Origin of the sequence: Pseudomonas sp. GD04091, from assembly GCF_029836165.1 — a bacterium.
Classification (GTDB): Bacteria; Pseudomonadota; Gammaproteobacteria; order Pseudomonadales; family Pseudomonadaceae; genus Aquipseudomonas.
In genome coordinates, this window is the sequence record NZ_JAOEBG010000019.1 from 30508 (window position 1) to 54571 (window position 24064).

Annotated in this window: 23 protein-coding genes; 11 read left to right on the forward strand and 12 right to left on the reverse strand. The window is 64.2% G+C overall.

All coding sequences use genetic code 11. The features are described 5' to 3' along the window. Window positions 1–61: 61 nt before the first annotated feature. Window positions 62–886: a shikimate dehydrogenase gene (gene aroE / locus N7422_RS20075; protein ID WP_279808179.1), complete on the reverse strand. Its 825-nt coding sequence runs from the start codon at window positions 884–886 to the stop codon at window positions 62–64. Between the two features lie 25 nt (window positions 887–911). Beyond that, complete coding sequence (gene hemF / locus N7422_RS20080; protein WP_011531485.1) at window positions 912–1823, reverse strand: oxygen-dependent coproporphyrinogen oxidase; 912 nt, start codon at window positions 1821–1823, stop codon at window positions 912–914. Between the two features lie 132 nt (window positions 1824–1955). On the opposite strand from hemF, the gene N7422_RS20085 reads away from it, so the two are divergent. Continuing rightward, complete coding sequence (locus tag N7422_RS20085) at window positions 1956–2933, forward strand: NADPH:quinone reductase (protein ID WP_279808180.1); 978 nt, start codon at window positions 1956–1958, stop codon at window positions 2931–2933. A 353-nt stretch (window positions 2934–3286) separates the two neighbouring features. Here N7422_RS20085 and N7422_RS20090 read toward each other — a convergent pair whose 3' ends face one another. The 4 genes from N7422_RS20090 to dprA form a co-directional block, all read right to left on the reverse strand. Beyond that, on the reverse strand, window positions 3287–3598 hold the full coding sequence (locus N7422_RS20090; protein ID WP_279808181.1) for a hypothetical protein: 312 nt from the start codon (window positions 3596–3598) through the stop codon (window positions 3287–3289). A gap of 479 nt (window positions 3599–4077) precedes the next feature. Beyond that, a complete protein-coding gene (locus N7422_RS20095) occupies window positions 4078–4554 on the reverse strand; it encodes a hypothetical protein (protein ID WP_279808258.1) in 477 nt (158 codons plus the stop codon). 216 nt (window positions 4555–4770) lie between these two features. After that, window positions 4771–5328 carry a Sua5/YciO/YrdC/YwlC family protein gene (locus N7422_RS20100; protein WP_279808182.1) on the reverse strand — a complete coding sequence of 186 codons (558 nt, stop codon included), beginning with the start codon at window positions 5326–5328 and terminating at the stop codon, window positions 4771–4773. A 39-nt stretch (window positions 5329–5367) separates the two neighbouring features. Next, window positions 5368–6465 carry a DNA-processing protein DprA gene (dprA, locus tag N7422_RS20105; RefSeq protein ID WP_279808183.1) on the reverse strand — a complete coding sequence of 366 codons (1098 nt, stop codon included), beginning with the start codon at window positions 6463–6465 and terminating at the stop codon, window positions 5368–5370. Between the two features lie 208 nt (window positions 6466–6673). Here dprA and def point away from each other — a divergent pair, with 208 nt between their 5' ends. The 5 genes from def to N7422_RS20130 all read left to right on the forward strand — a co-directional run bounded on the left by def (window position 6674) and on the right by N7422_RS20130 (window position 11202). Continuing rightward, window positions 6674–7180: a peptide deformylase gene (def, locus tag N7422_RS20110; RefSeq protein WP_279808184.1), complete on the forward strand. Its 507-nt coding sequence runs from the start codon at window positions 6674–6676 to the stop codon at window positions 7178–7180. A 62-nt stretch (window positions 7181–7242) separates the two neighbouring features. Continuing rightward, on the forward strand, window positions 7243–8175 hold the full coding sequence (fmt, locus tag N7422_RS20115) for a methionyl-tRNA formyltransferase (protein WP_279808185.1): 933 nt from the start codon (window positions 7243–7245) through the stop codon (window positions 8173–8175). Continuing rightward, window positions 8172–9482 carry a 16S rRNA (cytosine(967)-C(5))-methyltransferase RsmB gene (gene rsmB / locus N7422_RS20120; protein ID WP_279808186.1) on the forward strand — a complete coding sequence of 437 codons (1311 nt, stop codon included), beginning with the start codon at window positions 8172–8174 and terminating at the stop codon, window positions 9480–9482. The genes fmt and rsmB overlap by 4 nt, the downstream gene beginning before the upstream one ends. Window positions 9483–9508: 26 nt before the next feature. Beyond that, on the forward strand, window positions 9509–10882 hold the full coding sequence (gene trkA / locus N7422_RS20125; RefSeq protein WP_279808187.1) for a Trk system potassium transporter TrkA: 1374 nt from the start codon (window positions 9509–9511) through the stop codon (window positions 10880–10882). Window positions 10883–10893: 11 nt separating this feature from the next. After that, on the forward strand, window positions 10894–11202 hold the full coding sequence (locus tag N7422_RS20130) for a tetratricopeptide repeat protein (RefSeq protein WP_279808188.1): 309 nt from the start codon (window positions 10894–10896) through the stop codon (window positions 11200–11202). Between the two features lie 117 nt (window positions 11203–11319). Here N7422_RS20130 and N7422_RS20135 read toward each other — a convergent pair whose 3' ends face one another. Together N7422_RS20135 and N7422_RS20140 are read right to left on the reverse strand one after the other, a co-directional pair. Beyond that, window positions 11320–12207, reverse strand: coding sequence for a lysophospholipid acyltransferase (locus tag N7422_RS20135; protein ID WP_279808189.1), 888 nt, complete (start codon window positions 12205–12207; stop codon window positions 11320–11322). A gap of 41 nt (window positions 12208–12248) precedes the next feature. Beyond that, a complete protein-coding gene (locus N7422_RS20140; protein ID WP_198742531.1) occupies window positions 12249–12800 on the reverse strand; it encodes a DNA-3-methyladenine glycosylase I in 552 nt (183 codons plus the stop codon). Between the two features lie 83 nt (window positions 12801–12883). Between N7422_RS20140 and glyQ the strand changes: the two genes are divergently transcribed. The 4 genes from glyQ to N7422_RS20160 all read left to right on the forward strand — a co-directional run bounded on the left by glyQ (window position 12884) and on the right by N7422_RS20160 (window position 17250). Beyond that, on the forward strand, window positions 12884–13831 hold the full coding sequence (glyQ, locus tag N7422_RS20145; RefSeq protein ID WP_279808192.1) for a glycine--tRNA ligase subunit alpha: 948 nt from the start codon (window positions 12884–12886) through the stop codon (window positions 13829–13831). Beyond that, entirely contained in the window at window positions 13828–15882 is a 2055-nt protein-coding gene (gene glyS / locus N7422_RS20150) for a glycine--tRNA ligase subunit beta (RefSeq protein WP_279808193.1), read from the forward strand. Before glyQ ends, glyS begins: the two co-directional genes overlap by 4 nt. 4 nt (window positions 15883–15886) lie before the next feature. Further along, window positions 15887–16414 carry a D-glycero-beta-D-manno-heptose 1,7-bisphosphate 7-phosphatase gene (gene gmhB, locus N7422_RS20155; RefSeq protein WP_279808194.1) on the forward strand — a complete coding sequence of 176 codons (528 nt, stop codon included), beginning with the start codon at window positions 15887–15889 and terminating at the stop codon, window positions 16412–16414. Window positions 16415–16479: 65 nt separating this feature from the next. Beyond that, complete coding sequence (locus tag N7422_RS20160; RefSeq protein WP_279808195.1) at window positions 16480–17250, forward strand: lysophospholipid acyltransferase family protein; 771 nt, start codon at window positions 16480–16482, stop codon at window positions 17248–17250. A 269-nt stretch (window positions 17251–17519) separates the two neighbouring features. On the opposite strand, the gene N7422_RS20165 is transcribed toward N7422_RS20160, so the two are convergent. Both N7422_RS20165 and N7422_RS20170 read right to left on the reverse strand, forming a co-directional pair. Next, window positions 17520–19139: an MFS transporter gene (locus tag N7422_RS20165; RefSeq protein WP_279808196.1), complete on the reverse strand. Its 1620-nt coding sequence runs from the start codon at window positions 19137–19139 to the stop codon at window positions 17520–17522. Between the two features lie 97 nt (window positions 19140–19236). Then, on the reverse strand, window positions 19237–20886 hold the full coding sequence (locus tag N7422_RS20170) for a GMC family oxidoreductase N-terminal domain-containing protein (protein ID WP_279808197.1): 1650 nt from the start codon (window positions 20884–20886) through the stop codon (window positions 19237–19239). Between the two features lie 174 nt (window positions 20887–21060). Here N7422_RS20170 and N7422_RS20175 point away from each other — a divergent pair, with 174 nt between their 5' ends. Beyond that, on the forward strand, window positions 21061–21948 hold the full coding sequence (locus N7422_RS20175; protein WP_279808198.1) for a LysR family transcriptional regulator: 888 nt from the start codon (window positions 21061–21063) through the stop codon (window positions 21946–21948). On the opposite strand, the gene N7422_RS20180 is transcribed toward N7422_RS20175, so the two are convergent. Both N7422_RS20180 and N7422_RS20185 read right to left on the reverse strand, forming a co-directional pair. Then, the gene (locus N7422_RS20180; protein WP_279808199.1) at window positions 21937–22755 is read right to left on the reverse strand and encodes a sulfite exporter TauE/SafE family protein; all 819 of its coding nucleotides are present in this window, start codon (window positions 22753–22755) and stop codon (window positions 21937–21939) included. The two genes, N7422_RS20175 and N7422_RS20180, sit on opposite strands and share 12 nt — an antisense overlap. After that, complete coding sequence (locus N7422_RS20185) at window positions 22752–24032, reverse strand: FAD/NAD(P)-binding oxidoreductase (protein WP_279808200.1); 1281 nt, start codon at window positions 24030–24032, stop codon at window positions 22752–22754. The genes N7422_RS20180 and N7422_RS20185 overlap by 4 nt, the downstream gene beginning before the upstream one ends. Window positions 24033–24064 lie beyond the last annotated feature (32 nt).

The following is a 24064-nucleotide window of genomic DNA, read 5'->3' on the forward strand; positions in this document are numbered from 1 at the left end:
TCCCTTGTAGGAGCGGCCTTGTGTCGCGAAAGGGCCGCAAAGCGGCCCCAAAATCTCAAAATTAGCCGCGTGCCAACTGCCGACGCAGCTCATCCAGCACCGGCCCAGTCTGCGGCCGTACCCCACGCCAGATAAAGAACGCCTCGGCCGCCTGCTCGGCCAGCATGCCCAGCCCATCCAGCACCTTCGCCGCCCCCAGCTTGCTGGCCCATTGGCAGAACGGCGTCGGCTCCTTGCCATACATCATGTCGTAGCAGACGGTGCGCCCCGCCTCGACCAGGCTGTCGGCAATCGGCGGCAGCTCACCGGACAGGCTCGCGGAGGTGGCGTTGATGATCACGTCCACCGGCTCCTGCAACCAGCTGAAACCACTGGCCACCACCGGCCCCAGCTCGTCGAACTCTCGCGCCAGTTGCTCGGCTTTCTCAACGGTACGGTTGGCGATCACCAACGATTGCGGGTTGTGCGCCAGGATCGGCTCCAGCACACCCCGAACAGCACCGCCGGCGCCAAGGACAAGGATGCGCTTGCCAGTCAAGGTCACCCCGGCATTTACCGTCAGGTCTCGCACCAACCCGGCGCCGTCGGTGTTATCGCCCTGCAGGGTGCCGTCGGCCAGCTTGGTCAAGGTGTTCACCGCACCAGCACGTTGTGCACGCGGGGTGAGGCTGTCGCACAGGCGATAAGCCTCTTCCTTGAACGGCACGGTGACGTTGGCACCGCTGCCTTGCTTGAAGAAGCCTGTGGCGCAGTCGCTGAACTCGTCCAGCGGCGCCAGCAGGGTGGCGTATTCCAGGTCCTGGCCGGTCTGGTCGGCGAACAGGCGGTGGATCAGCGGCGACTTGCTGTGGCCGATGGGGTTGCCGAATACGACGTACTGGTCCATGGGAGCTCCTCGGTTATCCACAGGCTTACTGGGCGAGCCAGTCGCGATCCTGCAGGAAGTAGTCGGTCAGGCGCGCTTCCTCGCTGCCAGGCTCGGCTTTCCAATCGTAACCCCAGCGTACCTGCGGCGGCAGCGACATCAGGATCGATTCGGTGCGGCCACCGGACTGCAGGCCGAACAGGGTGCCACGGTCGTAGACCAGGTTGAACTCGACGTAGCGGCCACGGCGGTATTCCTGGAATTCGCGCTGCTTGGCAGTGTACGGCGTGTCCTTGCGGCGCTGGATGATCGGCAGATAGGCATCGACGTAGGCGTCGCCGATGGCGCGCATGAAGGCGAAGCAGGTGTCGAAGTCCCACTCGTTCAGGTCGTCGAAGAACAGGCCGCCAATGCCGCGTGGCTCGCCACGGTGCTTGAGGTGGAAGTAGCGGTCGCACCAGGCCTTGTAGCGCGGGTAGACGTCGGCGCCGAATGGCGCGCAGGCCTGCTCGGCGACGCGGTGCCAGTGCACGCAATCTTCCTCGTTGCCGTAGTACGGGGTCAGGTCGAAGCCGCCGCCGAACCACCACACCGCCTCTTCACCCTCTTTTTCGGCGATGAAGAAGCGCACGTTGGCGTGGGAAGTAGGCACATGCGGGTTGTGCGGGTGGATCACCAGCGACACGCCCAGGGCCTCGAAGCCACGGCCCGCCAGTTCCGGGCGGTGGGCACTGGCCGACGGTGGCAGGCCGGCGCCGAACACGTGGGAGAAGTTCACCCCGCCTTTCTCGATCACCTTGCCCTCGCCGATCACCCGCGTGCGACCGCCGCCGCCGGCATCGCGCACCCAGGCATCCTCGACGAAGCGGGCGCCGCCGTCTTCGGTTTCGAGGGCAGAGCAGATGCGGTCTTGCAGGTCGAGCAGGTAGGCTTTTACGGCCTCGGTGCGGCTGGTCATCGGGTCACCTGGAAGGAGCGGGAAAATTCGCCGCGTAGCATACCACCGGCAAACGCCGCGTCGCAGTTGACGGCGGTCAAGCAAAGGCGTCCGATAGAAGGCCTTTGCGACCCTCGACGACAGGAGTGTGTGATGGCCAAGCGTATCCAGTTCAGCCAGCATGGCGGCCCGGAAGTTCTGCAGTTGGTGGAGTTCGAGCCGGCACCGCCCGGCCCGCAGCAGGTGCGGGTGCGCAACCATGCGATCGGCTTGAACTTCATCGATACGTATTTCCGCAGCGGGCTGTATGCGCCGCCAGCTCTCCCTTCCGGGCTGGGCACCGAAGCGGCCGGCGTGGTCGAGGCGGTGGGCGAGGGTGTCAGCCGGATCAAGGTCGGCGACCGCGTGGCCTATGCCGGTGGGCCGCTGGGGGCCTACAGCGAGGTGCATACGCTGCCGGAAGCCAACCTGGTCAAGCTGCCGGAGGCGATCAGCTTCGAACAGGCGGCGGCGGTGATGCTCAAGGGGCTGACCACGCAGTACCTGCTCAAGCAGACCTATGCCGTGCAGCCGGGGGACTTCGTGCTGTTCCATGCCGCCGCCGGCGGTGTGGGCTCGCTGGCGTGCCAGTGGGCCAAGGCACTGGGGGCGAAGCTGATCGGTACCGTGAGTTCTCCCGAGAAAGCCGAACGGGCCAAGGTCCTCGGCGCCTGGGCGACCATCGACTACAGCCATGAAGACGTGGCCAAGCGTGTGCTGGAGCTGACAGACGGTCAGAAGTGCGCAGTGGTGTATGACGGCGTGGGGGCCGATACCTGGCTGACTTCGCTGGATTGCCTGAGGCCGCGCGGTTTGATGGTGAGCTTTGGCAATGCATCAGGAGCGGTGAGCGGGGTGAACCTGGGGATCCTGTCGCAGAAGGGGTCGTTGTATGTCACCCGGCCGACGCTGGGGAGCTACGCCAACAATGCCGAGAACACCCAGGCCATGGCCGATGACCTGTTCGCGATGATCGCCAGCGGCAAGCTGGTTGTGGATATCCAGCAGCGGTATCTGTTGAGCGAGGCGGCCAAGGCGCAGGCGGAGTTGTCGGCGCGGCGGACCGTTGGCTCGACTGTGCTTCTGCCTTGAGATCCTGGGACCGCTTTGCGGCCCTTCGCCGACCGGCTCCTACAGGTGATACGTGATCCTTGTGGGAACCGACTTGTTCAGCTCATTGATGCGATTTTTATTCGACACAACCCTGCTCACCTGCTCGACGGAAGAGCGCAATCGCTTCGCATTGACCTGTGAACTCAACAGGTATTGCGTTGTTTTCATGTATCGAATCTCCATGGCTACCCAGACTCTGTGGGAACGGGGCCACCTGAAAAGCAGGTGCTGCGATAGATGGCACCGGATTTGCCGGTGTTCGCGGGTAAACCCGCTCCCACAGGTTATGCGTGGCCCTTGTGGGAGCGGGCTTGCCCCGCGATTGCGTCAGTTTAGCCGGCGGTATTCTTGACCGTTGGCGCCGACTCGAGGCCATCGAGCATCGCCTCCACCAACCCCTCCGCCATTTCCAGCGAATGCAGGCTGGACCAATACATGCCTCGTCCCTCGTCGCGCAGGTGGTCGAGGGCCTTGATGCCGGTGTCGTAGGCACAGCGCAGGTAGAGCGCGACGTGTACCAGGGCGTCGTGGGCTTCGATGTTGGGGTTTACGGTGAAGAGTGGAGGGTGGCCGGCGTCGCAGCGGCCGAAGGGGTGGGTTGTGGTATTTGGGAGTGGTGGATCGGGAACAAGCTTTCTAGTCATGGGAATTCGCTCCTTAAAAAAACCACCGGCCCCGCTACCACGCGAATTGGGTGGCGACTGTACGCGAGGTGGTAGACCCGGGCGATTCCCAAACCAGGCAGGCTCGAAAGCCTCCCACGCACAGCCGCCATTGAACTGACATGGGGAATCGAATACCCGGGCTACCACACCCGATCGCCAAGTTATTCGGCGACGGTCTGGAGCCTAGAGGCAAGCGTTCCCACTGAGAAGGTAATGGCGGTCGACAGACTGCGTAGGATATTTCTCTGAATTCGAAATGGGCAGCCTTGGGAGGAAAAATCAGAAAGTCCTGAGGGTGCAGAGAATCCCTGTGGGAGCGACACGCGAGGGGTAGGGCCTCGCTTGACCGTGCCGGCTCTGAGGCGTAGCCTTTCTCCCTGAGGTTGTGCTGGTGCGCCGGTTGAGTTTCAAGTTATCCGGGCGAGCGCATCCTTACCCTTTGGCCGCTTAAGCGGCCATTATTTTTTGGGCTTGTTTCTATCCCCTTTGGGCACGATGGAATAGAGCTCCGCCTTGGGCTTGCGGGCCGTCAGTTCAAAAATCGCCTCATCATAGATTTCATTGCCATAGCCATCATTTCGGCCAATCGTGCTGCGAAGAGCGGTCATGTGCGTGGCACTCTTCCAGACCGATGTCGCTGCCAGCGCTGCCTTGATTTGCAGAACCATGTCATCAATGGTGTATCCGTCTCGTATCACCCGGCTTCTGTAGGCATGACTGCCAATGAAGACGATGCCCGGATTCTCAAGCTGGGGTAAATCCCGCCCTGCTTTCTGCCTGTTGATAGATTCGAACTGATCTGCGGTAAATCTGCCTATTTCCACCGCCCTGACCCGATGGTTGGACGCTAGCTGCTCTAGATTCGCCCTTATCAGGTATTCGGCATTCTCGAATAGCGGCATTGTTCCGGATGCTCCCGCCGATTTGCGACGCACGGCGAGCAAGCTAGAGGTAGGGGTTCCTGTAGTGAAGGTGGTGGCTTAGGACGGGTGTAGTAGGACGTTTCCCAATTGGATTAGTGGGGCCGCTTTGCGGCCCTTTCGCGACACAAGGCCGCTCCCACAGGTTACAGCGCCGAGCCTGAGAGCTGCGCTGTACCTGTGGGAGCGGCCTTGTGTCGCGAAACGAGGGCGAAGCCCTCGCCAGCGGTATCAGCCCGGGCGCACAACCTCACCGGTCACCAGGTCGCGAATCAGGCTCGGGTTCTTCCGCCCACCCAACGCCCCACCCAGCACCATGTCCAGCTCGTTGTGGAAATATTGCTCCACCCGCAACCGGCTCTTGGCCGCCGGCCGCCCGGCCGGGTTGCAGGAGGTGGAGATCAACGGCCCTACCAGCGCGCACAGCTCCCGCACCTGTGGATGATCGCTGACCCGCAGCGCCACGGTGTCGTGCTGCCCGGTCACCCACTCGGGCAGCAGGTCCTGATGCGGCACCAGCCAGGTGTTCGGCCCCGGCCAGGTGGCGCTCATGCGGTCGATCCAGTTCTCGGGGAAATCTTCAAACAGAAAGTCGAACTGGCGGATGTTGTCGGCGATCAGGATCAGCCCTTTATCCACAGGCCGCGACTTGAGCGCCAGCAGGCGATACACCGCGTCTTCGTTCCACGGGTCGCAGCCCAGGCCCCAGACCGCTTCCGTCGGATAGGCGATCACCGCACCCGCCTTCACCTCGCGCGCGGCTTGTTGCACACGCCAACTGCTCACCATTTTCCGTCTCTCCGCATAAACGCCGTGCGCGCAGTGTACTTAGCCGGCACGGGCAAACCAACGCCCGGCTTCATTGCTCACCCGGCCTTCGAGCTCCAGCTCGGTGAGACTGGCGAGCACCTGGGCCAACGGCAGGCCGCTGCTGTGGGCCAGCCCCTCGCTGGTGTGGGGGGCAGCGTGGAGCAGGGCGAGCAGGGGATGGGCGGGTTTATCCACAACTGCGGGCGGCAGGTTCTGCCACCCGCGCAGACTGTCGAGGATCTGCTCCACGCTTTCCACCAGCAGGGCACCATCGCGGATCAGCTGGTGGCAGCCCTTGGCGCCGGGGTGATGAATGGACCCAGGAATCGCGTACACCTCCCGTCCCTGTTCGGCGGCAAGCCGTGCGGTGATCAACGAGCCGCTGGCCAGGCTGGCCTCGACCACCAGCACACCCAGCGACAAGCCGCTGATGATCCGGTTGCGACGCGGGAAGTTGCCGGCCAGCGGCCCGGCGTCCAGCGGGTACTCGGAAACCAGCACGCTGCCACTGTCGAGCATGGCTCGTGCCAAGTCACGGTGGCGCTGTGGATAAAGTTTTTGCAGCCCCGTGCCGAGCACCCCGATGGTGCGTCCTCCAGCTTTCACAGCGGCCCGATGAGCGGCACCGTCGACGCCCAGCGCGAGCCCGCTGGTGATGGTGAAACCGGCCTGGGAAAGGCAGCGGGAAAACGCGGCTGCGGTATCCAGCGCCGGGGGTGAAGCACGCCGGCTGCCCACGATCGCCAGCTGTGGGCGCTCGAGCAAGTCGGGCTCGCCAGCGACGAACAACAGCGGCGGCGGATCGTCTATCTCGGCCAGCAACGCCGGGTAGCCAGCCCCGTCCCACATCAGTAAATGCTGGCCAGGACGCTCTAGCCAGCGTATTGCAGCCAATGCGCCATCGCGCACTTGCGGGCTGCGCCGGGCGTCTATACTGGCAGCCTTCAGCCCCAACGCCTGCCAGGCACTGGCCGGCGCGCTGAGTGCCGACGAGGCACTGCCGAACGCTTCGATGAGGGTATGGAAACGACGCAAGCCAATATCCGGAAGGCTATGAAGACGCAGTCGCGCCTCCAGTTCCGCAGGCGGACAAGGCGACGAACGGGATGGGTTCATGGTGGATCATCCTTGATCGGCAGGGGGCCAGATACGTGGCACAACCTGTGGATAACTTTGTGAGTAACACTTTGAAAAGCTGTCCATGAAATGGCAGCTATCAAGCCCATAGAGACCCTAGCCAAGCTTCACAGGTGCCGAACGCCCCATTTCCCTTTATTATGTGTGCTCAGTTTTCAACCGACCGCACAGTGACTGCCTGACCACCATGGCCATTTTGAACATTCTCGAATTCCCCGATCCGCGCCTGCGCACCGTTGCCAAACCGGTAACCGAGTTCGACGACGCCCTGCGCCAGCTGATCGACGACATGTTCGAGACCATGTACGAGGCGCCCGGCATCGGCCTGGCCGCCACCCAGGTCAACGTGCACAAGCAGGTCGTGGTGATGGACCTGAGCGAAGACCGCAGCGAGCCACGGGTGTTCATCAACCCCACGGTCGAGGAGCTGACCCACGACATGGGCCAGTACCAGGAAGGCTGCCTGTCGGTGCCCGGCTTCTACGAGAACGTCGACCGCCCACTGCGCGTGCGGGTCAAGGCCCAGGACCGCGACGGCAAGCCCTACGAGCTGGAGGCCGAAGGTTTGCTGGCGGTGTGCGTGCAGCACGAGTTCGATCACCTCAACGGCAAGCTGTTCGTCGACTACCTGTCCCAGCTCAAACGCGACCGGATCAAGAAGAAGCTGGAAAAGCAGCACCGCCAGCAAGCCTGATCCCCACCTTCCAGAAGGCTTGCTCCGGCAAGCCTTTTTCTTTTTGAAGAAGCGAGAACTCCATGCGCATCGTCTTCGCAGGCACTCCAGAGTTTGCCGCCGAACACCTCAAGGCCCTGCTCGACAGCCCGTACGAGATCGTGGCCGTCTACACCCAGCCCGACCGCCCGGCCGGCCGTGGCCAGAAGCTGATGCCGAGCGCAGTGAAGGCGCTGGCCGTGGCCCATGACATCCCGGTGTACCAGCCGCAGACCCTGCGCAATGCCGATGCACAAGCCGAACTCGCCGCACTGAAGCCAGACCTGATGGTGGTGGTCGCCTATGGGCTGATCCTGCCCCAGGCCGTGCTGGACATCCCGCGCCTGGGTTGCATCAACAGCCACGCCTCCCTGCTGCCACGCTGGCGCGGCGCGGCGCCGATCCAGCGCGCCGTGGAAGCCGGCGACGCCGAGAGCGGCGTGACCGTGATGCGCATGGAAGCGGGCCTGGATACCGGCCCGATGCTGCTCAAGGTGATCACGCCGATCAGCGCAGAGGACACCGGCGGCACCCTTCACGACCGCCTCGCCGCCATGGGCCCGGGCGCCGTGGTGCAGGCCATTGCGGGCCTGGCCGATGGCAGCCTGCAAGGTGAAGTACAGGACGATGCCCTGGCCACTTATGCACACAAGCTGAACAAGGACGAGGCGCGCATCGACTGGAGCCGCCCGGCCGTCGAGTTGGAGCGTCTGATCCGTGCCTTCAACCCGTGGCCGGTATGCCACAGCACCCTCGACGGCGAAAGCGTGAAGGTGCTGGCCGCCAACTTGTCCACAGGCAAGGGCACCCCGGGCGAAATCCTCTCCGCCAGCAAGGACGGCCTGGTCGTAGCCTGCGGTGACGGCGCCCTGAGCCTGACCCGCCTGCAGCTGCCAGGCGGCAAGGCCCTGGCCTTCAGCGACCTGTTCAACAGCCGCCGCGAGAAGTTCGCCAGCGGCAAGGTACTCGGCCAATGAACCCACGCCTGGCCGCCGCCCGTGCCCTGGCCGCCGTGCTCAGCGGCAAGGCCTCGCTGAACAGCTCGTTGCCGACGCAACTGGACAAGGTCGAAGAGCGCGACCGTGGTCTCACTCAAGACCTGGCTTTCGGCACCGCCCGCTGGCAGCCGCGCCTCGACCTGCTGGCCGCGCAACTGCTGCAGAAGCCGTTCAAAGCCGCCGACGCCGATGTGCAGGCGCTGCTGCTGGTCGGCCTGTACCAGCTGTTCTACACGCGCATCCCGGCCCACGCCGCCATCGGCGAAACGGTCGGCTGCGCGGACAAACTCAAGAAACCGTGGGCCAAGGGCCTGCTCAATGCCGTGCTGCGCCGCGCCCAGCGTGAAGGCGAGGAACTGCTCGCCAGCATGGAGCGCGACCCGGTGGTGCGCACCGCTCACCCGCGCTGGCTGCAGAAGTCGCTGAAAGCCTTCTGGCCGGAGCAGTGGGAAGCCATCTGCGCTGCCAACAACGCCCACCCGCCGATGATCCTGCGGGTCAATCGCCGCCATCACGGCCGCGACGCCTACCTGGCGCTGCTGGCCGAGGCCGGCATCCAGGCCAGTGCCTGCCAGTTCAGCCGCGACGGTATCGTCCTGGCCGAGGCCTGCGACGTGCGTGGCCTGCCGGGCTTCGCCGAGGGTTGGGTGAGCGTGCAGGACGAGGCCGCGCAGCTGTCCGCCAACCTGCTCGAACTGGCCCCCGGCCAGCGCGTGCTCGATGCCTGCTGCGCCCCCGGCGGCAAGACCTGCCACCTGCTCGAAGCCGAGCCGGGCCTGGCCCACATGGTCGCCATCGACCTGGAAGCCAAGCGCCTGGCCCGCGTGCGCGAGAACCTCGACCGCCTCAAGCTGGACGCCGAGCTGATCGCCTGCGATGCCCGTGACACGGCCAGCTGGTGGGACGGCAAGCCGTTCCAGCGCATCCTGCTCGACGCGCCGTGCTCGGCCACCGGCGTGATCCGCCGCCACCCGGACATCAAGCTGACCCGCCAGGCCGAGGACATCCCGGCCCTGGCCGCGCTGCAAGGTGAGCTGCTCGACGCCCTGTGGCCGACCCTGGAAGTGGGCGGCATGCTGCTCTACGCCACCTGCTCGAGCCTGCCGACCGAGAACACCGAAGTGATCGACGCCTTCCTCGCCCGCACCCCCGGGGCTCGCGAGCTGGACCTGGCTACCGAAGCCGGCCTGCGCCAACCCCATGGCCGCCAGTTGCTGGCCCAGGAAGGCGGCCACGACGGGTTCTACTATGCCAAGCTGATCAAGATCGCCGCCTCGCGCGGGTAAAGAACAAAAAGGGTAGGGAGTAGCGGATGAAGATCATCATCCTCGGCGCAGGCCAGGTAGGCGGTACGTTGGCAGAGCACCTGGCCAGCGAAGCCAACGACATCACTGTGGTCGATACCGACAGCGAGCGCCTGCGCGACCTCGGCGACCGCCTGGACATCCGCACCGTGCAAGGCCGCGCCTCGCTGCCGACGGTGCTGCGCCAGGCCGGCGCCGACGACGCCGACATGCTGGTGGCGGTGACCAACAGCGACGAGACCAACATGGTCGCCTGCCAGGTGGCCTACTCGCTGTTCCACACCCCGACCAAGATCGCCCGGGTACGCGAATCGGCCTACCTCACCCGCGAAGAACTGTTCGACAACGACCACATCCCGGTGGACGTGCTGATCAGCCCCGAGCAGGTGGTGACCAACTACATCAAGCGCCTGATCGAACACCCGGGCTCGCTGCAGGTGATCGACTTCGCCGAGGGCAAGGCCCAGCTGGTGGCGGTCAGGGCCTACTACGGCGGCCCGCTGGTAGGCCAGCAACTGCGCCAGATCCGTGCCCACATGCCCAACGTCGACACCCGTGTGGCGGCGATCTTCCGTCGCGATCGGCCAATCACGCCCCAGGGCGACACGGTGATCGAGGCCGACGACGAGGTGTTCTTCATCGCCGCGAAGAAGGACATCCGCGCGGTGATGGGCGAGCTGCGCCGTATCGACGAGACCAACAAGCGCGTGGTCATCGCCGGTGGCGGGCAGATCGGCGAGCGCCTGGCCGAGGCCATCGAAAGCCGCTACCAGGTAAAGATCATCGAGATGAACCCGGCGCGCTGCCGCCACCTCTCCGATACGCTGGAGAGCACCGTGGTGCTGCAGGGCAGCGCCTCGGACAAAGACCTGATGCTCGAGGAAAACATCGCCGACGCCGACATCTTCCTGGCCCTGACCAACGACGACGAGGCCAACATCATGTCGTCGCTGCTGGCCAAGCGCCTGGGCGCGCGCAAGGTGATGACCATCATCAACAACCCGGCTTATGTAGACCTGGTGCAAGGCGGCGAGATCGACATCGCCATCAGCCCGCAGCTGGCCACCATCGGTACCCTGCTGGCCCACGTGCGCCGGGGCGATATCGTCAGCGTGCACTCGCTGCGCCGCGGCGCGGCCGAGGCCATCGAGGCGGTGGCCCATGGCGATTCGAAGTCGAGCAAGGTGGTGGGCAAGGCCATCGAGGACATCTCGCTGCCGCCGGGCACCACCATCGGCGCGATCATTCGCGACGAGGAGGTGCTGATCGCCCATGACGACACGGTGATCGAATCCGGCGACCATGTGATCCTGTTCGTTGTGGATAAAAAGCATATCCGGGACGTGGAGAAACTGTTCCACGTGGGCCTGAGTTTCTTCTAGGAGGGCAAGGCATGCGCGAATCGCTGGAGAAGATGCTGGCCAAGGGTGTGGATAACCCGCTGCTGAGGTTCGGGCTGGGCAAGGCCTGGCTGGACGAGGGCAATGGGGCTGAAGCGGCGGTGCACCTGGCGGCTTGCGTGCGGCAGGATCCGAAGTACTCGGCGGCGTGGAAGCTGCTGGGGAAGGCGTATCAGTTGAGCGGCGATCTGGCTGGCGCGCGCAAGGCCTGGGAAGAGGGGATCGTCGCGGCGCAGGCCCATGGCGACAAGCAGGCCGAGAAAGAGATGACGGTTTTTCTCAAAAAACTGAACAAGGTCTGAAATAGCCGGGGCTGCTTTGCAGCCCATCGCGACACAAGGCCGCTCCTACAGGGGATTGCGGTCGCCTGTGGGAGCGGCCTTGCGTCGCGAAAGGGGCGCGAAGCACCCCCAACAATCTCAATACCAACGCGCCTCGCCCGCCGGGCGCTTCTTGAAGCGCTTCATGCTCCACATGTACTGGCTCGGATACTCGCGCACATATCGCTCGACCACCTTGCTCATGGCCGCCGCCGATTCAGTCACATCGGTGCTGTACATCGCTTCTGGCGCCGCCTCCAGGAACACCTTGAATCCCGAGCCATCCGGCAGCCGCAGGGCATGCAGGAACACCCCGACCGCCTTGCCGCCCGCCAGCATGTTCGGCACGAACTTGCTGGTCAGCGCCTGAGTACCGAGGAACGGCACGAACACACCCGCCGATTCGGCCGGCTCCGGGTCGGCCGGAATCCCCACCTGGCCTCCCCGACGCACTTCCTTGATCACGCTGAGGATGCCTTCCTTGGTCGAAGGCGCCACACGGTTGCCCATCTGCACGCGCTGTTCGCGCAGCAGGTCATCCACGGCCTTCAACTTCGGTGGGCGGTAGAAGATGATCGGTTTGCACTGGTTGCAATAGAAGTGGTTGAGCACTTCCCAGTTGCCCAGATGGCTGGTGATGCCCACCACGCCCTTGCCCGAGGCCAGGGCCTGTTCCAGCACTTCCAGGCCGTGCACTTCCTTGACCAGGTCCAGCGAGCGCTGCGGCGGCCAGATCCAGGCGCAGGCGCTCTCGACGAACGACTTGCCGATATCCTTCAGCGCGCGGCCGACCAATTGCTCGCGCTCTACCGGATCCATCTCCGGGAAGCACTTGGCCAGGTTGATGCGCACGACATTGCGCGAGCCATTGGGGACTTTCCACATCAACCAGCCGATACCGGCGCCGACGCGCTGCACAGCGCCCCAGGGCAGCTTGGCAAACAGGCGCAGCACCCCGACCATGAGGGCGCCCTTGAACTTTTCCACAGGCGAATTCCTTATTTCAGCAAGCCGCGCATTGTACCCCGTCAGCGCACCAGCGCGGCGTAGCGATCACAGTCGGTGGTATGGTCCATGACCATGCCGGTGGCCTGCATGAAGGCGTAGCAGATGGTCGGCCCGACGAAGGTGAAGCCGGCCTTCTGCAGGGCCTTGCTCATGGCCTTGGCCTCGTCGGTGACCGCCGGCACGTCGCCGCGCCCCTGGAAATGATTGATCTTCGGCGCACCGCCGACGAACGACCACAGCCATTCGGCCGGGTTATCCACAGCCAGCCAGGCCAGGGCATTGCGGCGCACGGCCTTGAGCTTGAGACGGTTGCGGATGATGCCGGGGTCCAGCATCAGTTCCTCGATACGCTCGTCGCTCAGACGCGCCAGTTTCACCGGGTCGAAGCCGTCCAGCACCTGGCGATAGCGCTCGCGTTTCTTCAATACCGTGATCCATGACAACCCCGCCTGGAACCCTTCGAGCAAAAGCATCTCGAAGAGCAACGCCGGATCGCGCTGCGGCGTTCCCCACTCATGGTCGTGATAGGCCTGGTACAACGGATCGTCGGAACACCAAAAGCAGCGTGGCATAAGGCTCCAATAACGTAGAGGGCGAGGCGAATCGGGTATACTCCCGCTCTTTACATCCGCATCCCCAGATACAGGTGAATTTCGTGAGCCAGCCTACGCCAGCCGTGCGTACCTTCCAAGACCTGATCCTCGCCCTGCAGAACTACTGGGCCGAGCAAGGTTGTGTGGTGCTTCAGCCCTACGATATGGAAGTAGGCGCCGGCACTTTCCACACCGCTACCTTCCTGCGCGCCGTCGGCCCGGAGACCTGGAACGCCGCCTACGTGCAGCCCAGCCGTCGCCCTGCCGACGGGCGGTATGGCGAAAACCCCAACCGCCTGCAGCACTACTACCAGTTCCAGGTGGTGCTCAAGCCAAACCCGGCCAACTTCCAGGAGCTGTACCTCGGCTCGCTGAAAGCCATCGGCCTGGACCCGCTGGTTCACGATATCCGCTTCGTCGAAGACAACTGGGAATCGCCGACCCTGGGCGCCTGGGGCCTGGGCTGGGAAATCTGGCTGAACGGCATGGAAGTGACCCAGTTCACCTACTTCCAGCAGGTCGGCGGCATCGAGTGCTACCCGGTCACCGGTGAGATCACCTATGGCCTGGAGCGCCTGGCCATGTACCTGCAGGGTGTGGATTCGGTGTACGACCTGATCTGGGCCGACGGCCCGTTCGGCAAGGTCACCTACGGCGATGTGTTCCACCAGAACGAAGTGGAGCAGTCGACCTACAACTTCGAACACGCCAACGTCGAGAAGCTGTTCGAACTGTTCGACTTCTACGAAAGCGAAGCGAACCGCCTGATCAAGCTGGACCTGCCGCTGCCGACCTACGAAATGGTCCTGAAGGCCTCGCACACCTTCAACCTGCTGGACGCCCGTCGCGCCATCTCGGTGACCGAGCGCCAGCGCTACATCCTGCGTGTGCGCACCCTGGCCCGGGACGTGGCGCAAAGCTATCTGCAAGCCCGCGCACGCCTGGGCTTCCCGATGGCCTCTCCTGAACTGCGTGACGAAGTGTTGGCTAAGCTGGAGGCTGCACAATGAGTGCTCAAGATTTCCTGGTTGAACTGGGCACCGAAGAGCTGCCACCGAAGGCCCTCGCCACCCTCGGCGACGCCTTCCTCGCCGGCATCGAGAAAGGCCTGCAGGCCGCCGGCCTGAACTACACCGGCAAGCAGGTCTACGCCGCGCCGCGCCGCCTGGCCGTGCTGATCCGCCAGCTGGACGTGCAGCAGCCGGACCGCAGCATCAACATCGACGGCCCGCCCATGCAGGCCGCGTTCAACGCCGAAGGGCAACCGACCCAGGCCGCCCTGGGCTTCGCCAAGAAGTGCGGCGTCGAGCTGTCGGACATCGACCAGAGCGGCCCGAAGCTGCGCTTCTCCCAGCACATCCCGGGCAAGGCCACCACCAGCCTGCTGCCGACCATCGTCGAGGACTCGCTCAACGACCTGCCGATCCCCAAGCGCATGCACTGGGGCGCCAGCCGTGAAGAGTTCGTGCGTCCGACCCAGTGGCTGGTGATGCTGCTCGGCGACCAGGTCGTCGACTGCACCATCCTCGCCCAGAAGGCTGGCCGCGAATCCCGTGGCCACCGCTTCCACCACCCGGAGAACGTGGTCGTCACCACCCCGGCCAACTATGTCGAAGACCTGCGCAAAGCCTACGTGCTGGCCGACTTCGCCGAGCGTCGCGAGCTGATCAGCAAGCGCACCGCCGAACTGGCCATGCAGCAAGAAGGCACAGCCATCGTGCCGCCGGCGCTGCTGGACGAAGTGACCGCGCTGGTCGAGTGGCCGGTGCCGCTGGTGTGCTCGTTCGAGGAGCGTTTCCTCGAGGTGCCGCAGGAAGCGCTGATCACCACCATGCAGGACAACCAGAAGTACTTCTGCCTGCTGGACAGCGAAGGCAAGCTGCTGCCGCGCTTCATCACCGTGGCCAACGTCGAGAGCCGCGATCCGAAGCAGATCGTCGAAGGCAACGAGAAAGTCGTGCGCCCGCGCCTGACCGACGCCGAGTTCTTCTTCAAGCAGGACAAGAAGCAGCCGCTGGAAAGCTTCAACGAGCGCCTGAAGAACGTGGTGTTCCAGGCTCAGCTGGGCACCGTGTTCGACAAGGCCGAGCGCGTTTCCAAGCTGGCCGCCTTCATTGCCCCGTACATCGGTGGCAGCGCCGCCAACGCCGGCCGTGCCGGCCTGCTGTCCAAGTGCGACCTGGCCTCGGAAATGGTCGGCGAATTCCCTGAAATGCAGGGCATCGCCGGCTACTACTACGCCCTCAACGATGGCGAGCCACAAGACGTCGCCCTGGCGCTGAACGAGCAGTACATGCCGCGTGGCGCCGGCGCCGAGCTGCCGCAGACCCTCACCGGCGCGGCCGTGGCTATCGCCGACAAGCTCGACACCCTGGTCGGTATCTTCGGCATCGGCATGCTGCCCACCGGCAGCAAGGACCCGTACGCCCTGCGTCGTGCCGCCCTGGGCGTGCTGCGCATCCTGATCGAGAAGCAGCTGGACCTGGACCTGGCCGTCGCGGTCGAGTTCGCGGTCAAGCAGTTCGGTGCCAAGGTCAAGGCCGCGGGCCTGTCCGAGCAGGTGCTGGAGTTCGTCTTCGACCGCCTGCGCGCGCGCTACGAGGACGAAGGCATCGACGTCTCCACCTACCTGTCGGTGCGTGCCCTGAAGCCGGGCTCGGCGCTGGACTTCGACCAGCGCGTGCAGGCCGTGCAGGCCTTCCGCAAGCTGCCGGAAGCCGAAGCCCTGGCCGCGGCGAACAAGCGCGTATCCAACCTGCTGGGCAAGGCCGAAGGTGCCATCGCCGAGCAGGTCGAGCCGAAGTACTTCGACAACGCCAACGAGTTCTCCCTGTACTCGGCCATCCAGCAGGCCGACCAGGCCGTGCAACCGATGGCGGCCGCGCGTCAGTACAGCGAGGCCCTGGCCCGCCTGGCCGCGCTGCGTGACCCGGTCGATGCCTTCTTCGAGGCGGTGATGGTCAACGCCGAGGACGCCAAGGTACGCGCCAACCGTTATGCCCTGCTCAGCCGCCTGCGCGGCCTGTTCCTGGGCGTGGCCGATATCTCGCTGCTGGGGTGAGTCGTTGAAACTGCTGATTCTTGATCGAGACGGAGTGATCAATCACGACTCCGACGCCTACATCAAGTCGCTGGAGGAGTGGATCCCCATTCCCGGCTCGATCGAGGCCATCGCGCAGTTGAGCAAGGCGGGCTGGACGGTGACTGTTGCCACCAACCAGTCCGGCATTGCCCGCGGCTATTACCCGCTGGAAACCCTCGAGGCCATGCATGCGCGCCTGCGCGCGCTGGTGGCCGAGCAGGGCGGCGAGGTCGGTTTGATCGTGCATTGCCCGCACGGCCCGGACGAGGGCTGCGACTGCCGCAAGCCCAGGCCCGGCATGCTGCGGGCCATTGCCGAGCACTACCAGGTGCCGCTGGCTGGCGTATGGTTCGTCGGCGACAGCAAAGGTGACCTGGAGGCGGCCCTGGCCGTCGATGCACAACCCGTGTTGGTGAAAACCGGCAAGGGCGAGAGGACCCTGGAAAAAGGTGTCCCGCAAACTACACTGATTTTCGACGATCTGGCAGCCATCGCCAGAGAACTTATTTAAATGAGTGCGCCTGGAGTGGCGCACTTTTCATTAGGCGGGCAGGCCCCGCAACGGTACATGCCACTATGTCGATCCTGCAGGCGATCAGAATCTTTCTTTTTTACCTGCTGTTGGGCACCAGTTCGCTGCTGTGGTGCTCGCTGAGCTTCTTCGTCGCGCCTTTCCTGCCGTTCCCCAAGCGCTACAAGTTCATCAACGTTTACTGGTGCCGTTGCGCGGTGTTCCTGAGCCGGACCATCCTCGGCATCGACTACAAGATCACCGGCGCCGAAAACGTGCCGGCAGTACCCTGCGTGATCCTGTCGAACCACCAGAGCACCTGGGAGACGTTCTTCCTGTCGGCTTACTTCTCGCCGCTGAGCCAGGTGCTCAAGCGCGAGCTGCTGTATGTGCCGTTCTTCGGCTGGGCCATGGCCATGCTGCGGCCGATCGCCATCGACCGCAAGAACCCGAAGGAAGCCCTGCGCCAGGTCGCCAGCCAGGGCGACGAGCTGCTCAAGCAGGGCACCTGGGTGCTGATCTTCCCCGAAGGCACCCGCGTGCCCCACGGCCAGATGGGCAAGTTCTCCCGTGGCGGCACCGCGCTGGCGGTAAACGCCGGGCTGCCGATCCTGCCGATCGCTCACAACGCCGGCAAGTTCTGGCCGCGTGAAGGCTGGGGCAAGCGTCCGGGCACCATCGAGGTGGTGATTGGCGAGCCGATGTATCCGGAAGGAACGGGTCCACGTGCTATCGCCGAGCTCAACGACCGTGCCCAGGCGTGGAACGAGGCAACCCAGCGGGCCATGGGTTCGCTGCCGCCAGCGGCTGAAAAACCCGAGCAGCAACCTGCCTGACGATCTGTGGATAACGTGTTAGCAATTTTTGGATTAAGCGTCTTAAACAATAGCTAAGTGATTGAATTAGCTATTTATTTCCATGTATGACGTTTTTTCGAAAATCGTGCATAAGTTTTTTCGCGCTATAAAAAAACCGGCTTTTACGCCGGTTTTTTTCTGCCCGCGAATCCGCTTGGCGGCCCATCGCGGGCAAGCCAGCTCCCACAGCGCGGTCGGAGTGGGAGCCGGCTTGCCGGCGAAAGGGCTGCAAAGCAGCCCCAGCTATCTCAGACCTTGTCGATATCCACATCCCGGGTCTCTTTCAGGCAGAAGATCCCCACCACCAGGCTGACCCCGGTGATCAGCACCGGGTACCACAGCCCATAGAAGATATCCCCGGTGTACACCACCAACGCGAACGATACCGTCGGCAGGAACCCACCGAACCAGCCATTGCCGATGTGATAGGGCAGGGACATCGAGGTGTAGCGGATACGCGTGGGGAACAGCTCGACCATCACCGCCGCCAGTGGTCCGTAAGTCATGGTGGCAATCAGGATCATGGCGACGATCAGCACGACCACCATCACCTGGTTCACATGCGCAGGATCAGCCTTGGCCGGGTAACCGGCAGCCTCGATCGCGCTGCGCATGGCCGCCTCGTCGAAGCCATTGATGGCCTTGTCGCCGATGCTCACGGTCACATCGCTGCCGGTGGTGCTTACCGAGCTGTAGGGCAGGCCTTGCTTGACCAGGAAGGTCTTGACCTTGTCGCAGGGGCTGTCGAAGCGTGCCTTGCCTACCGGATCGAACTGGAAGGTGCAGCCGTTCGGGTCGGCGCTGACGACGATCGGCGCCTGGCGGCTGGCGGCGTCGATCTGCGGGTTGGCGTAATGGCTCAGGGCCTTGAACATCGGGAAGTAGCAGACGGTCGCCAGCAACAGCCCGATCATCAGAATCGGCTTGCGCCCGACGCGATCCGACAGCCAGCCGAAGAACACGAAGAACGGCGCGCCGATCACCACGCTGATGATCAGCAGGGTGTTGGCCTGGGCCGGATCCATCTTGAGCATCTGGGTCATGAAGAACAGCACGTAGAACTGCGCGGTGTAGAAGGTCACCGCTTGCCCGGCGTTGATGCTGAACAGCGCGGTCAGCACTACCTTGAGGTTCGGCCATGAGGTGAACGACTCGCGGATCGGCGACTTGCTGATCTTGCCCTGGGCCTTCATTTTCACGAAGGCTGGCGATTCGTGCATGCTCATGCGGATCCAGGTGGAGATCGCCAGCAGGACGATCGACAGCAGGAACGGCAGGCGCCAGCCCCAGGTCTCGAACTGGTCGCCGCTGATATAGCGGCTGGCCAGGACCACGATCAGCGACAGCAACAGGCCCAGGGTGGCGGTGGACTGGATGAAGCCGGTGTGGAAGCCGCGCTTGCCGGGCGGGGCATGTTCGGCCACGTAGGTGGCCGCGCCACCGTACTCACCGCCCAGCGCCAGGCCCTGGAGCATGCGCAGCACCACCAGGATGATCGGCGCGGCGATACCGATGCTCGCATACGTCGGCAACAGACCCACCGCGAACGTGGACACGCCCATCAGCACGATGGTCACCAGGAAGGTGTACTTGCGCCCGATCATGTCGCCCAGACGGCCGAACACCAGTGCCCCGAACGGGCGCACCAGGAAGCCGGCGGCGAAGGCCATCAAGGCGAAGATGAAGGCGGTGGTGTCGTTGACGCCAGCGAAGAACTGCTTGCTGATGACCGCGGCCAGCGCGCCATAGAGAAAAAAGTCATACCACTCGAACACCGTCCCGAGGGATGACGCGAAAATGATCTTGCGCTCTTCACGACGGCTTGGGCTGCTCGCCGCCGCCCCCTGTTCCTGGATGTAATCCGACATCGTTGCTGTCCTCGGCCCGCGGGCCACAGTGATTATTCTTGTTGTTCCACTGCCGGCGGCTTGCGACTACAAGCCACCGCTGTTGCAAACACCCGGGTCAGGGCGTCGGTATCGCGCTGGCGTCGCTGAGGTTGGTCTGGGTATTGGCCCCCTTGAGGATCAGTTGTGCCGCCTTTTCGGCAATCATCAACGTGGGTGAACAGGTATTGCCGGAGACGATCTGCGGCATGATCGAGGCGTCGGCCACGCGCAGGCCGGGGATGCCGTGCACGCGCAGCTGGTTATCCACCACGTCGAGCGCGCCGCTGCCCATGCGGCAGGTGCCCACAGGGTGAAAGATGGTGGTGCCGATCTGGCCGGCGGCCTGGTGCAGGTCTTCCTCGCTCTGCAGGGCAGGGCCAGGCAGGTACTCGCGAGGCTCGAAGGCAGCCAGCGCCGGGGCCTGGACGATACGCCGGGTGATGCGGATGGCATCGGCGGCGACGCGCAGGTCCTCGGGATCGCTGAGGTAGTGAGGATCGATCAGCGGCGCGGCGTTCATGTCCGCCGAGCGGATATCGATCCGTCCACGGCTGGCGGGTCGCAGGTTGCACACCGAGGCGGTGAAGGCCGGGAACCGATGCAACGGTTCGCCGAAGCGTTCCAGTGACAGCGGCTGCACGTGGTACTGCAGGTTGGCGGTCGCCTGCTCGGGGCTCGAACGTACAAAGGCGCCCAGCTGGCTCGGCGCCATGGCCAACGGGCCGCTGCGATCATAGGCATAGCGCAGGCCCATGCCCAGCTTGCCCCACAGGCTGTTGGCCATCTGGTTGAGGGTGCGGGTGTTGCGAATCTGATAGATAAGGCGCAGTTGCAGGTGGTCCTGCAGGTTGCCACCAACGCCTGGCATCTCGTGGCGAACACCGATGCCCAGGTCTTCGAGCAGCCGCCGTGGGCCAATGCCGGAACGCTGGAGAATGCCGGGCGAACCCACGGACCCCGCGCAAAGGATGATCTCGCGACGGGCGGAAAATTCGTGCCAGTCTCCTTGCCACAGGGCCTTCACCGCCCGGGCCCGGCTGTGGTCGAGCAATACCTGGTCGACCTGCACACCGGTCAACACGGTAAGGTTCGGTCGCTTGAGGACAGGTCTGAGAAACGCCTTGGCTGAGTTCCAGCGCACACCGCTGCGCTGGTTGACCTGAAAGTATCCACAGCCGGCGTTGTCGCCGGTATTGAAGTCGGCGACCTTGGCGATGCCGCTCTGCTCGGCGGCATCGCGGAATGCGTCGAGGATCGGCCAGTTGTAGCGTTGCTGCTCGACCCGCCATTCACCCTCGGCACCGTGGCTGTCGCTGGCGCCAGCGAAGTGGTTCTCGCTGGCCTTGAACAACGGCAGCACATCCTTCCATGCCCAGCCGTCGTTGCCTTGCGCCGCCCAGCGATCGTAGTCGGCGGCCTGACCGCGCATGTAGATCATGCCGTTGATCGACGAGCAGCCGCCGAGCACCTTGCCCCGTGGATAACCCAAGGCCCGGCCGTTCAGACCAGGCTGGGCCTCGGTCTTGAAGCACCAGTCGGTGCGTGGGTTACCGATGCAATAGAGATAGCCGACGGGGACATGAATCCAGGGGTAGTTGTCGCGGCCACCCGCCTCGAGCAGCAATACGCGGCACGAAGGGTCGGCGGACAAGCGATTGGCCAGCAGGCAACCGGCGGGACCGGCACCCACGACCACATAGTCGTAGACAGAATCGGCTGATGGCATGTGCAACCTCGCGCCTGATTATTATTCTTGTCCCGATCCATCTTATTGATTAATTTCGCCGAGGAAACACGAGATTTCGCGCAGCCGTTGTGCGTTTTAGCACAGCGACTATCCGATTGTGGGAGCGGGCTTGCCCCGCAATGGCTTCGACAGCCAGCACATCCAAGGACGCCCATGTTCGACTGGAACGATCTGCGGTATTTCCTCGAGTTGCAGCGCAGCGGCCGCCTGCTCACCGCCGCCAAGCGCCTCAACACCACCCACAGCACCGTGGCCCGGCATATCGAGAGCATCGAGAAGCACCTGGGCACCGCGCTGTTCGTCCAGCACGCCCAGGGCTACGAACTCACGCCCTCCGGCCAGGCCCTGCTCAAGCACGCCGAAGCCATGGAGAACGTCGCCCTGCTGGCGCAGGAAGAGATCACCCAGGCCATCACGCCGCTGGGCAAGATCCGCCTGGGGGTTACGGAAGGCATCGGCATCATGTTCTTCACCCCGCGCATGAAAGCATTGTTCCAGCGCTACCCAGGGCTTGAGGTGGAACTGGTGGCCGTACCGCGTTTCGTCAGCATTCTCAACCGGGAAGCAGAGATCAGCATCCACCTGGAGCGCCCCAACGCCGACCTGCTGATCACCCGCAAGCTCACCGACTACCGCCTTGCCCTGTACGCCAGCCAGGACTACCTGGACCGCGCACCGCCGCTGCACAGCCGCGAGGATCTGGCCCGTCACAGCTGGATCGGCTATGTCGACGACCTGCTGTTCAGCCAGGAGTTGCTGTTCCTCAACAGTTTCTGCCGGGCACCCAACGTGGTGTTCAGGAGCACCAGTGTGATCGCCCAGCAGCACGCCGCCCAGGCCGGGCTGGGCATCGCCGTGCTGCCCAACTACATGGCCCGCCACGATCCGAAGCTGGTGCGGGTGCTGCCCAGCGAGACCATTCAGCGCAGCTACTGGATCTGCACCCGCCGCGAACTGCACAAGTCGGTGCGCCTGCGGGTGGTATGGGATTACCTGCTGGCGCTGTGCGCCACCGAGCAGCACGAGTTGCTAGCCGAATAGCGCCTTGCCGGCGAGCAGCACCGCGGCACCAAAGCCGGCGACGGCGAACAGTTGCTGCAGCCGCGGGCCAGCCAGCCTGCTCGTCAACGGGCGCGCCAGCAACAGGCCAAGCACGGCGCCCACGGCAAACGGCGCTGCGACCCGCCAATGCATCACGCCTGCCAAGCTGGCACTGACCAGACTGCCGGTGGAGACCAAAGCGATCACCGCCAGCGAGGTGGCGACGATGCTTTTCATGTCCAGGTTGGTATAGCGGTTCAAAGCCGGGATGATCACGAATCCACCCCCGACGCCCAACAAGCCTGAGAGCAACCCCGAGAGCACCCCGGTGAAGGCCAGGGCCCGGGCGCAGGGCAGGGTCCAGCGTAAGCGCCCCTGCAGCGGATTGAGCACGCAGGGCATGATCTCCCGCTCGCCACAAGGCGACTCGCCACGCAGCTCGCGGGCCGCCTTGCGCCAGATACGTAGGCAGGCATAGACCAGTACCGCGGCGAACACCAGTGCCAGCGGTGCATTGGGCACGCGGTGCGCCAGCATCAGGCCGATCGGTGCGCAGGCAATACCGATCACGGCGATGAACAATGCCGCCCGGTAGCGTACCCGCCCCTGGCGCAGCCCCAGCACCGCACCCACTGCCGCCGCCAGGCCCACGGCCAGCAAGCCGATCGGTGCCGCCTCGACCATGCTCAGCCCAAGGCCGAATACCAGCAACGGTACCGCGAGAATACCGCCGCCGGCGCCGGTAAGGGCCAATACCGCGCCAATGATCGCACCGAACACGGCACCCAGCAGTTGGTGTTCGATCACTGCTGCGCCTCGACCACCAAGGGTTGCGGACGTGCCAGCCACTCACGGCCCTTGAGCATGGCTTTCCAGTACAGCGGCGGCAGGACTCGGGCTTTTAGCAGCCAGGCCAGGCGTGTCGGCTGACGACCATCGAGCAGCCAGCGGGGGAAGCTCGGCGCCACCTTGCCGCCGTAGGTGAACTCGGCGAGGACGATCTTGCCGCGCTCCACCGTCAACGGGCATGAGCCGTATCCATCGTACTGGGCCAGCGTCGATAGCCGCCCAAGGGCCACCAGTACGTTGTTGGCCACCACCGGCGCCTGCTTGCGGGCGGCGGCGGCGGTCTTGGCATTGGTGGTGTTGGCCACGTCACCCAAGGCATGGATGTTGCCGAACTGGCGATGGCGCAGGGTGTGGGGATCGACATCCACCCAGCCCGAGGCATCGGCCAGTGGGCTCTGGCGGATAAAGTCCGGCGCCACTTGCGGTGGCACCACATGCAGCATGTCGAAGGCCTCGACGCGAGTTTCCGTACTGCCGTCGGGAAGGGTGCGGACGAAGGTGGCGCGCTTGTTCGGGCCATCCACCGCTGTCAGGCGATGTTGATAGTTGAGGTCCACACCGTACTTGTCGATGTAGCTCATCAACGCCGGCACATAGTCGGGAACACCGAACAGCACCGCACCGGCATTGAAGAAGCTGGCCCTGACATGGCCCAGCTGGCCGGTGCGCAACCAGTGATCGCACGACAGGTACAACGCCTTCTGCGGCGCGCCGGCACACTTGATCGGCATCGGCGGCTGGGTGAAGAGGGCACGCCCCTGCTTGAGGTTCTGCACCAGTTGCCAGGTGTAGGGCGCCAGGTCATAGCGGTAGTTGGAGGTGACACCATTGCGACCAAGAGTCTCGTTCAAACCCTCGATGGCATTCCAGTCGAGTTTCAAACCTGGGCAGACCACCAGCTGCTCATAGCTGACGGCGCGGCCGCCCTCGAGCACCACCAGTTGTCCCTGAGGGTCGAAGCCTTCCACTCGCGCCTTGATCCAGCGCACACCACGGGGCAGGGTGGCCTCCATGGTGTGGGCGGTGCTCGGTGCCTTGAACACACCGGCGCCGACCATGGTCCAGCCGGGCTGATAGTAATGCACGTCGGCCGGATCGATCAGGGCGATATCCAGTGACGGGTCGCGGGCGATCAGGCTGGACGCGGTGGCGATGCCAGCGGCACCGGCACCGACGATCACCACCTTGTGGTGGTCGGCACGGGAGGAGTCGACAGGGGACAGCAAGGCAGGCATGGGAAGTTCCTTTGAATCTTCGTTATGGGCAC

Excerpts from the sequence above, each read along its gene's own strand:
- N7422_RS20130 (WP_279808188.1), top strand. The coding sequence starts at position 10,894 with ATGCGCGAATCGCTGGAGAAGATGCTGGCCAAGGGTGTGGATAACCCG.
- N7422_RS20090 (WP_279808181.1), bottom strand. The coding sequence starts at position 3,598 with ATGACTAGAAAGCTTGTTCCCGATCCACCACTCCCAAATACCACAACC.
- trkA (WP_279808187.1), top strand. The coding sequence starts at position 9,509 with ATGAAGATCATCATCCTCGGCGCAGGCCAGGTAGGCGGTACGTTGGCA.
- N7422_RS20165 (WP_279808196.1), bottom strand. The coding sequence starts at position 19,139 with ATGTCGGATTACATCCAGGAACAGGGGGCGGCGGCGAGCAGCCCAAGC.
- rsmB (WP_279808186.1), top strand. The coding sequence starts at position 8,172 with ATGAACCCACGCCTGGCCGCCGCCCGTGCCCTGGCCGCCGTGCTCAGC.
- N7422_RS20170 (WP_279808197.1), bottom strand. The coding sequence starts at position 20,886 with ATGCCATCAGCCGATTCTGTCTACGACTATGTGGTCGTGGGTGCCGGT.
- N7422_RS20100 (WP_279808182.1), bottom strand. The coding sequence starts at position 5,328 with ATGGTGAGCAGTTGGCGTGTGCAACAAGCCGCGCGCGAGGTGAAGGCG.
- N7422_RS20185 (WP_279808200.1), bottom strand. The coding sequence starts at position 24,032 with ATGCCTGCCTTGCTGTCCCCTGTCGACTCCTCCCGTGCCGACCACCAC.
- fmt (WP_279808185.1), top strand. The coding sequence starts at position 7,243 with ATGCGCATCGTCTTCGCAGGCACTCCAGAGTTTGCCGCCGAACACCTC.
- dprA (WP_279808183.1), bottom strand. The coding sequence starts at position 6,465 with ATGAACCCATCCCGTTCGTCGCCTTGTCCGCCTGCGGAACTGGAGGCG.
- N7422_RS20140 (WP_198742531.1), bottom strand. The coding sequence starts at position 12,800 with ATGCCACGCTGCTTTTGGTGTTCCGACGATCCGTTGTACCAGGCCTAT.
- N7422_RS20175 (WP_279808198.1), top strand. The coding sequence starts at position 21,061 with ATGTTCGACTGGAACGATCTGCGGTATTTCCTCGAGTTGCAGCGCAGC.
- N7422_RS20085 (WP_279808180.1), top strand. The coding sequence starts at position 1,956 with ATGGCCAAGCGTATCCAGTTCAGCCAGCATGGCGGCCCGGAAGTTCTG.
- N7422_RS20160 (WP_279808195.1), top strand. The coding sequence starts at position 16,480 with ATGTCGATCCTGCAGGCGATCAGAATCTTTCTTTTTTACCTGCTGTTG.
- hemF (WP_011531485.1), bottom strand. The coding sequence starts at position 1,823 with ATGACCAGCCGCACCGAGGCCGTAAAAGCCTACCTGCTCGACCTGCAA.
- glyS (WP_279808193.1), top strand. The coding sequence starts at position 13,828 with ATGAGTGCTCAAGATTTCCTGGTTGAACTGGGCACCGAAGAGCTGCCA.
- def (WP_279808184.1), top strand. The coding sequence starts at position 6,674 with ATGGCCATTTTGAACATTCTCGAATTCCCCGATCCGCGCCTGCGCACC.
- aroE (WP_279808179.1), bottom strand. The coding sequence starts at position 886 with ATGGACCAGTACGTCGTATTCGGCAACCCCATCGGCCACAGCAAGTCG.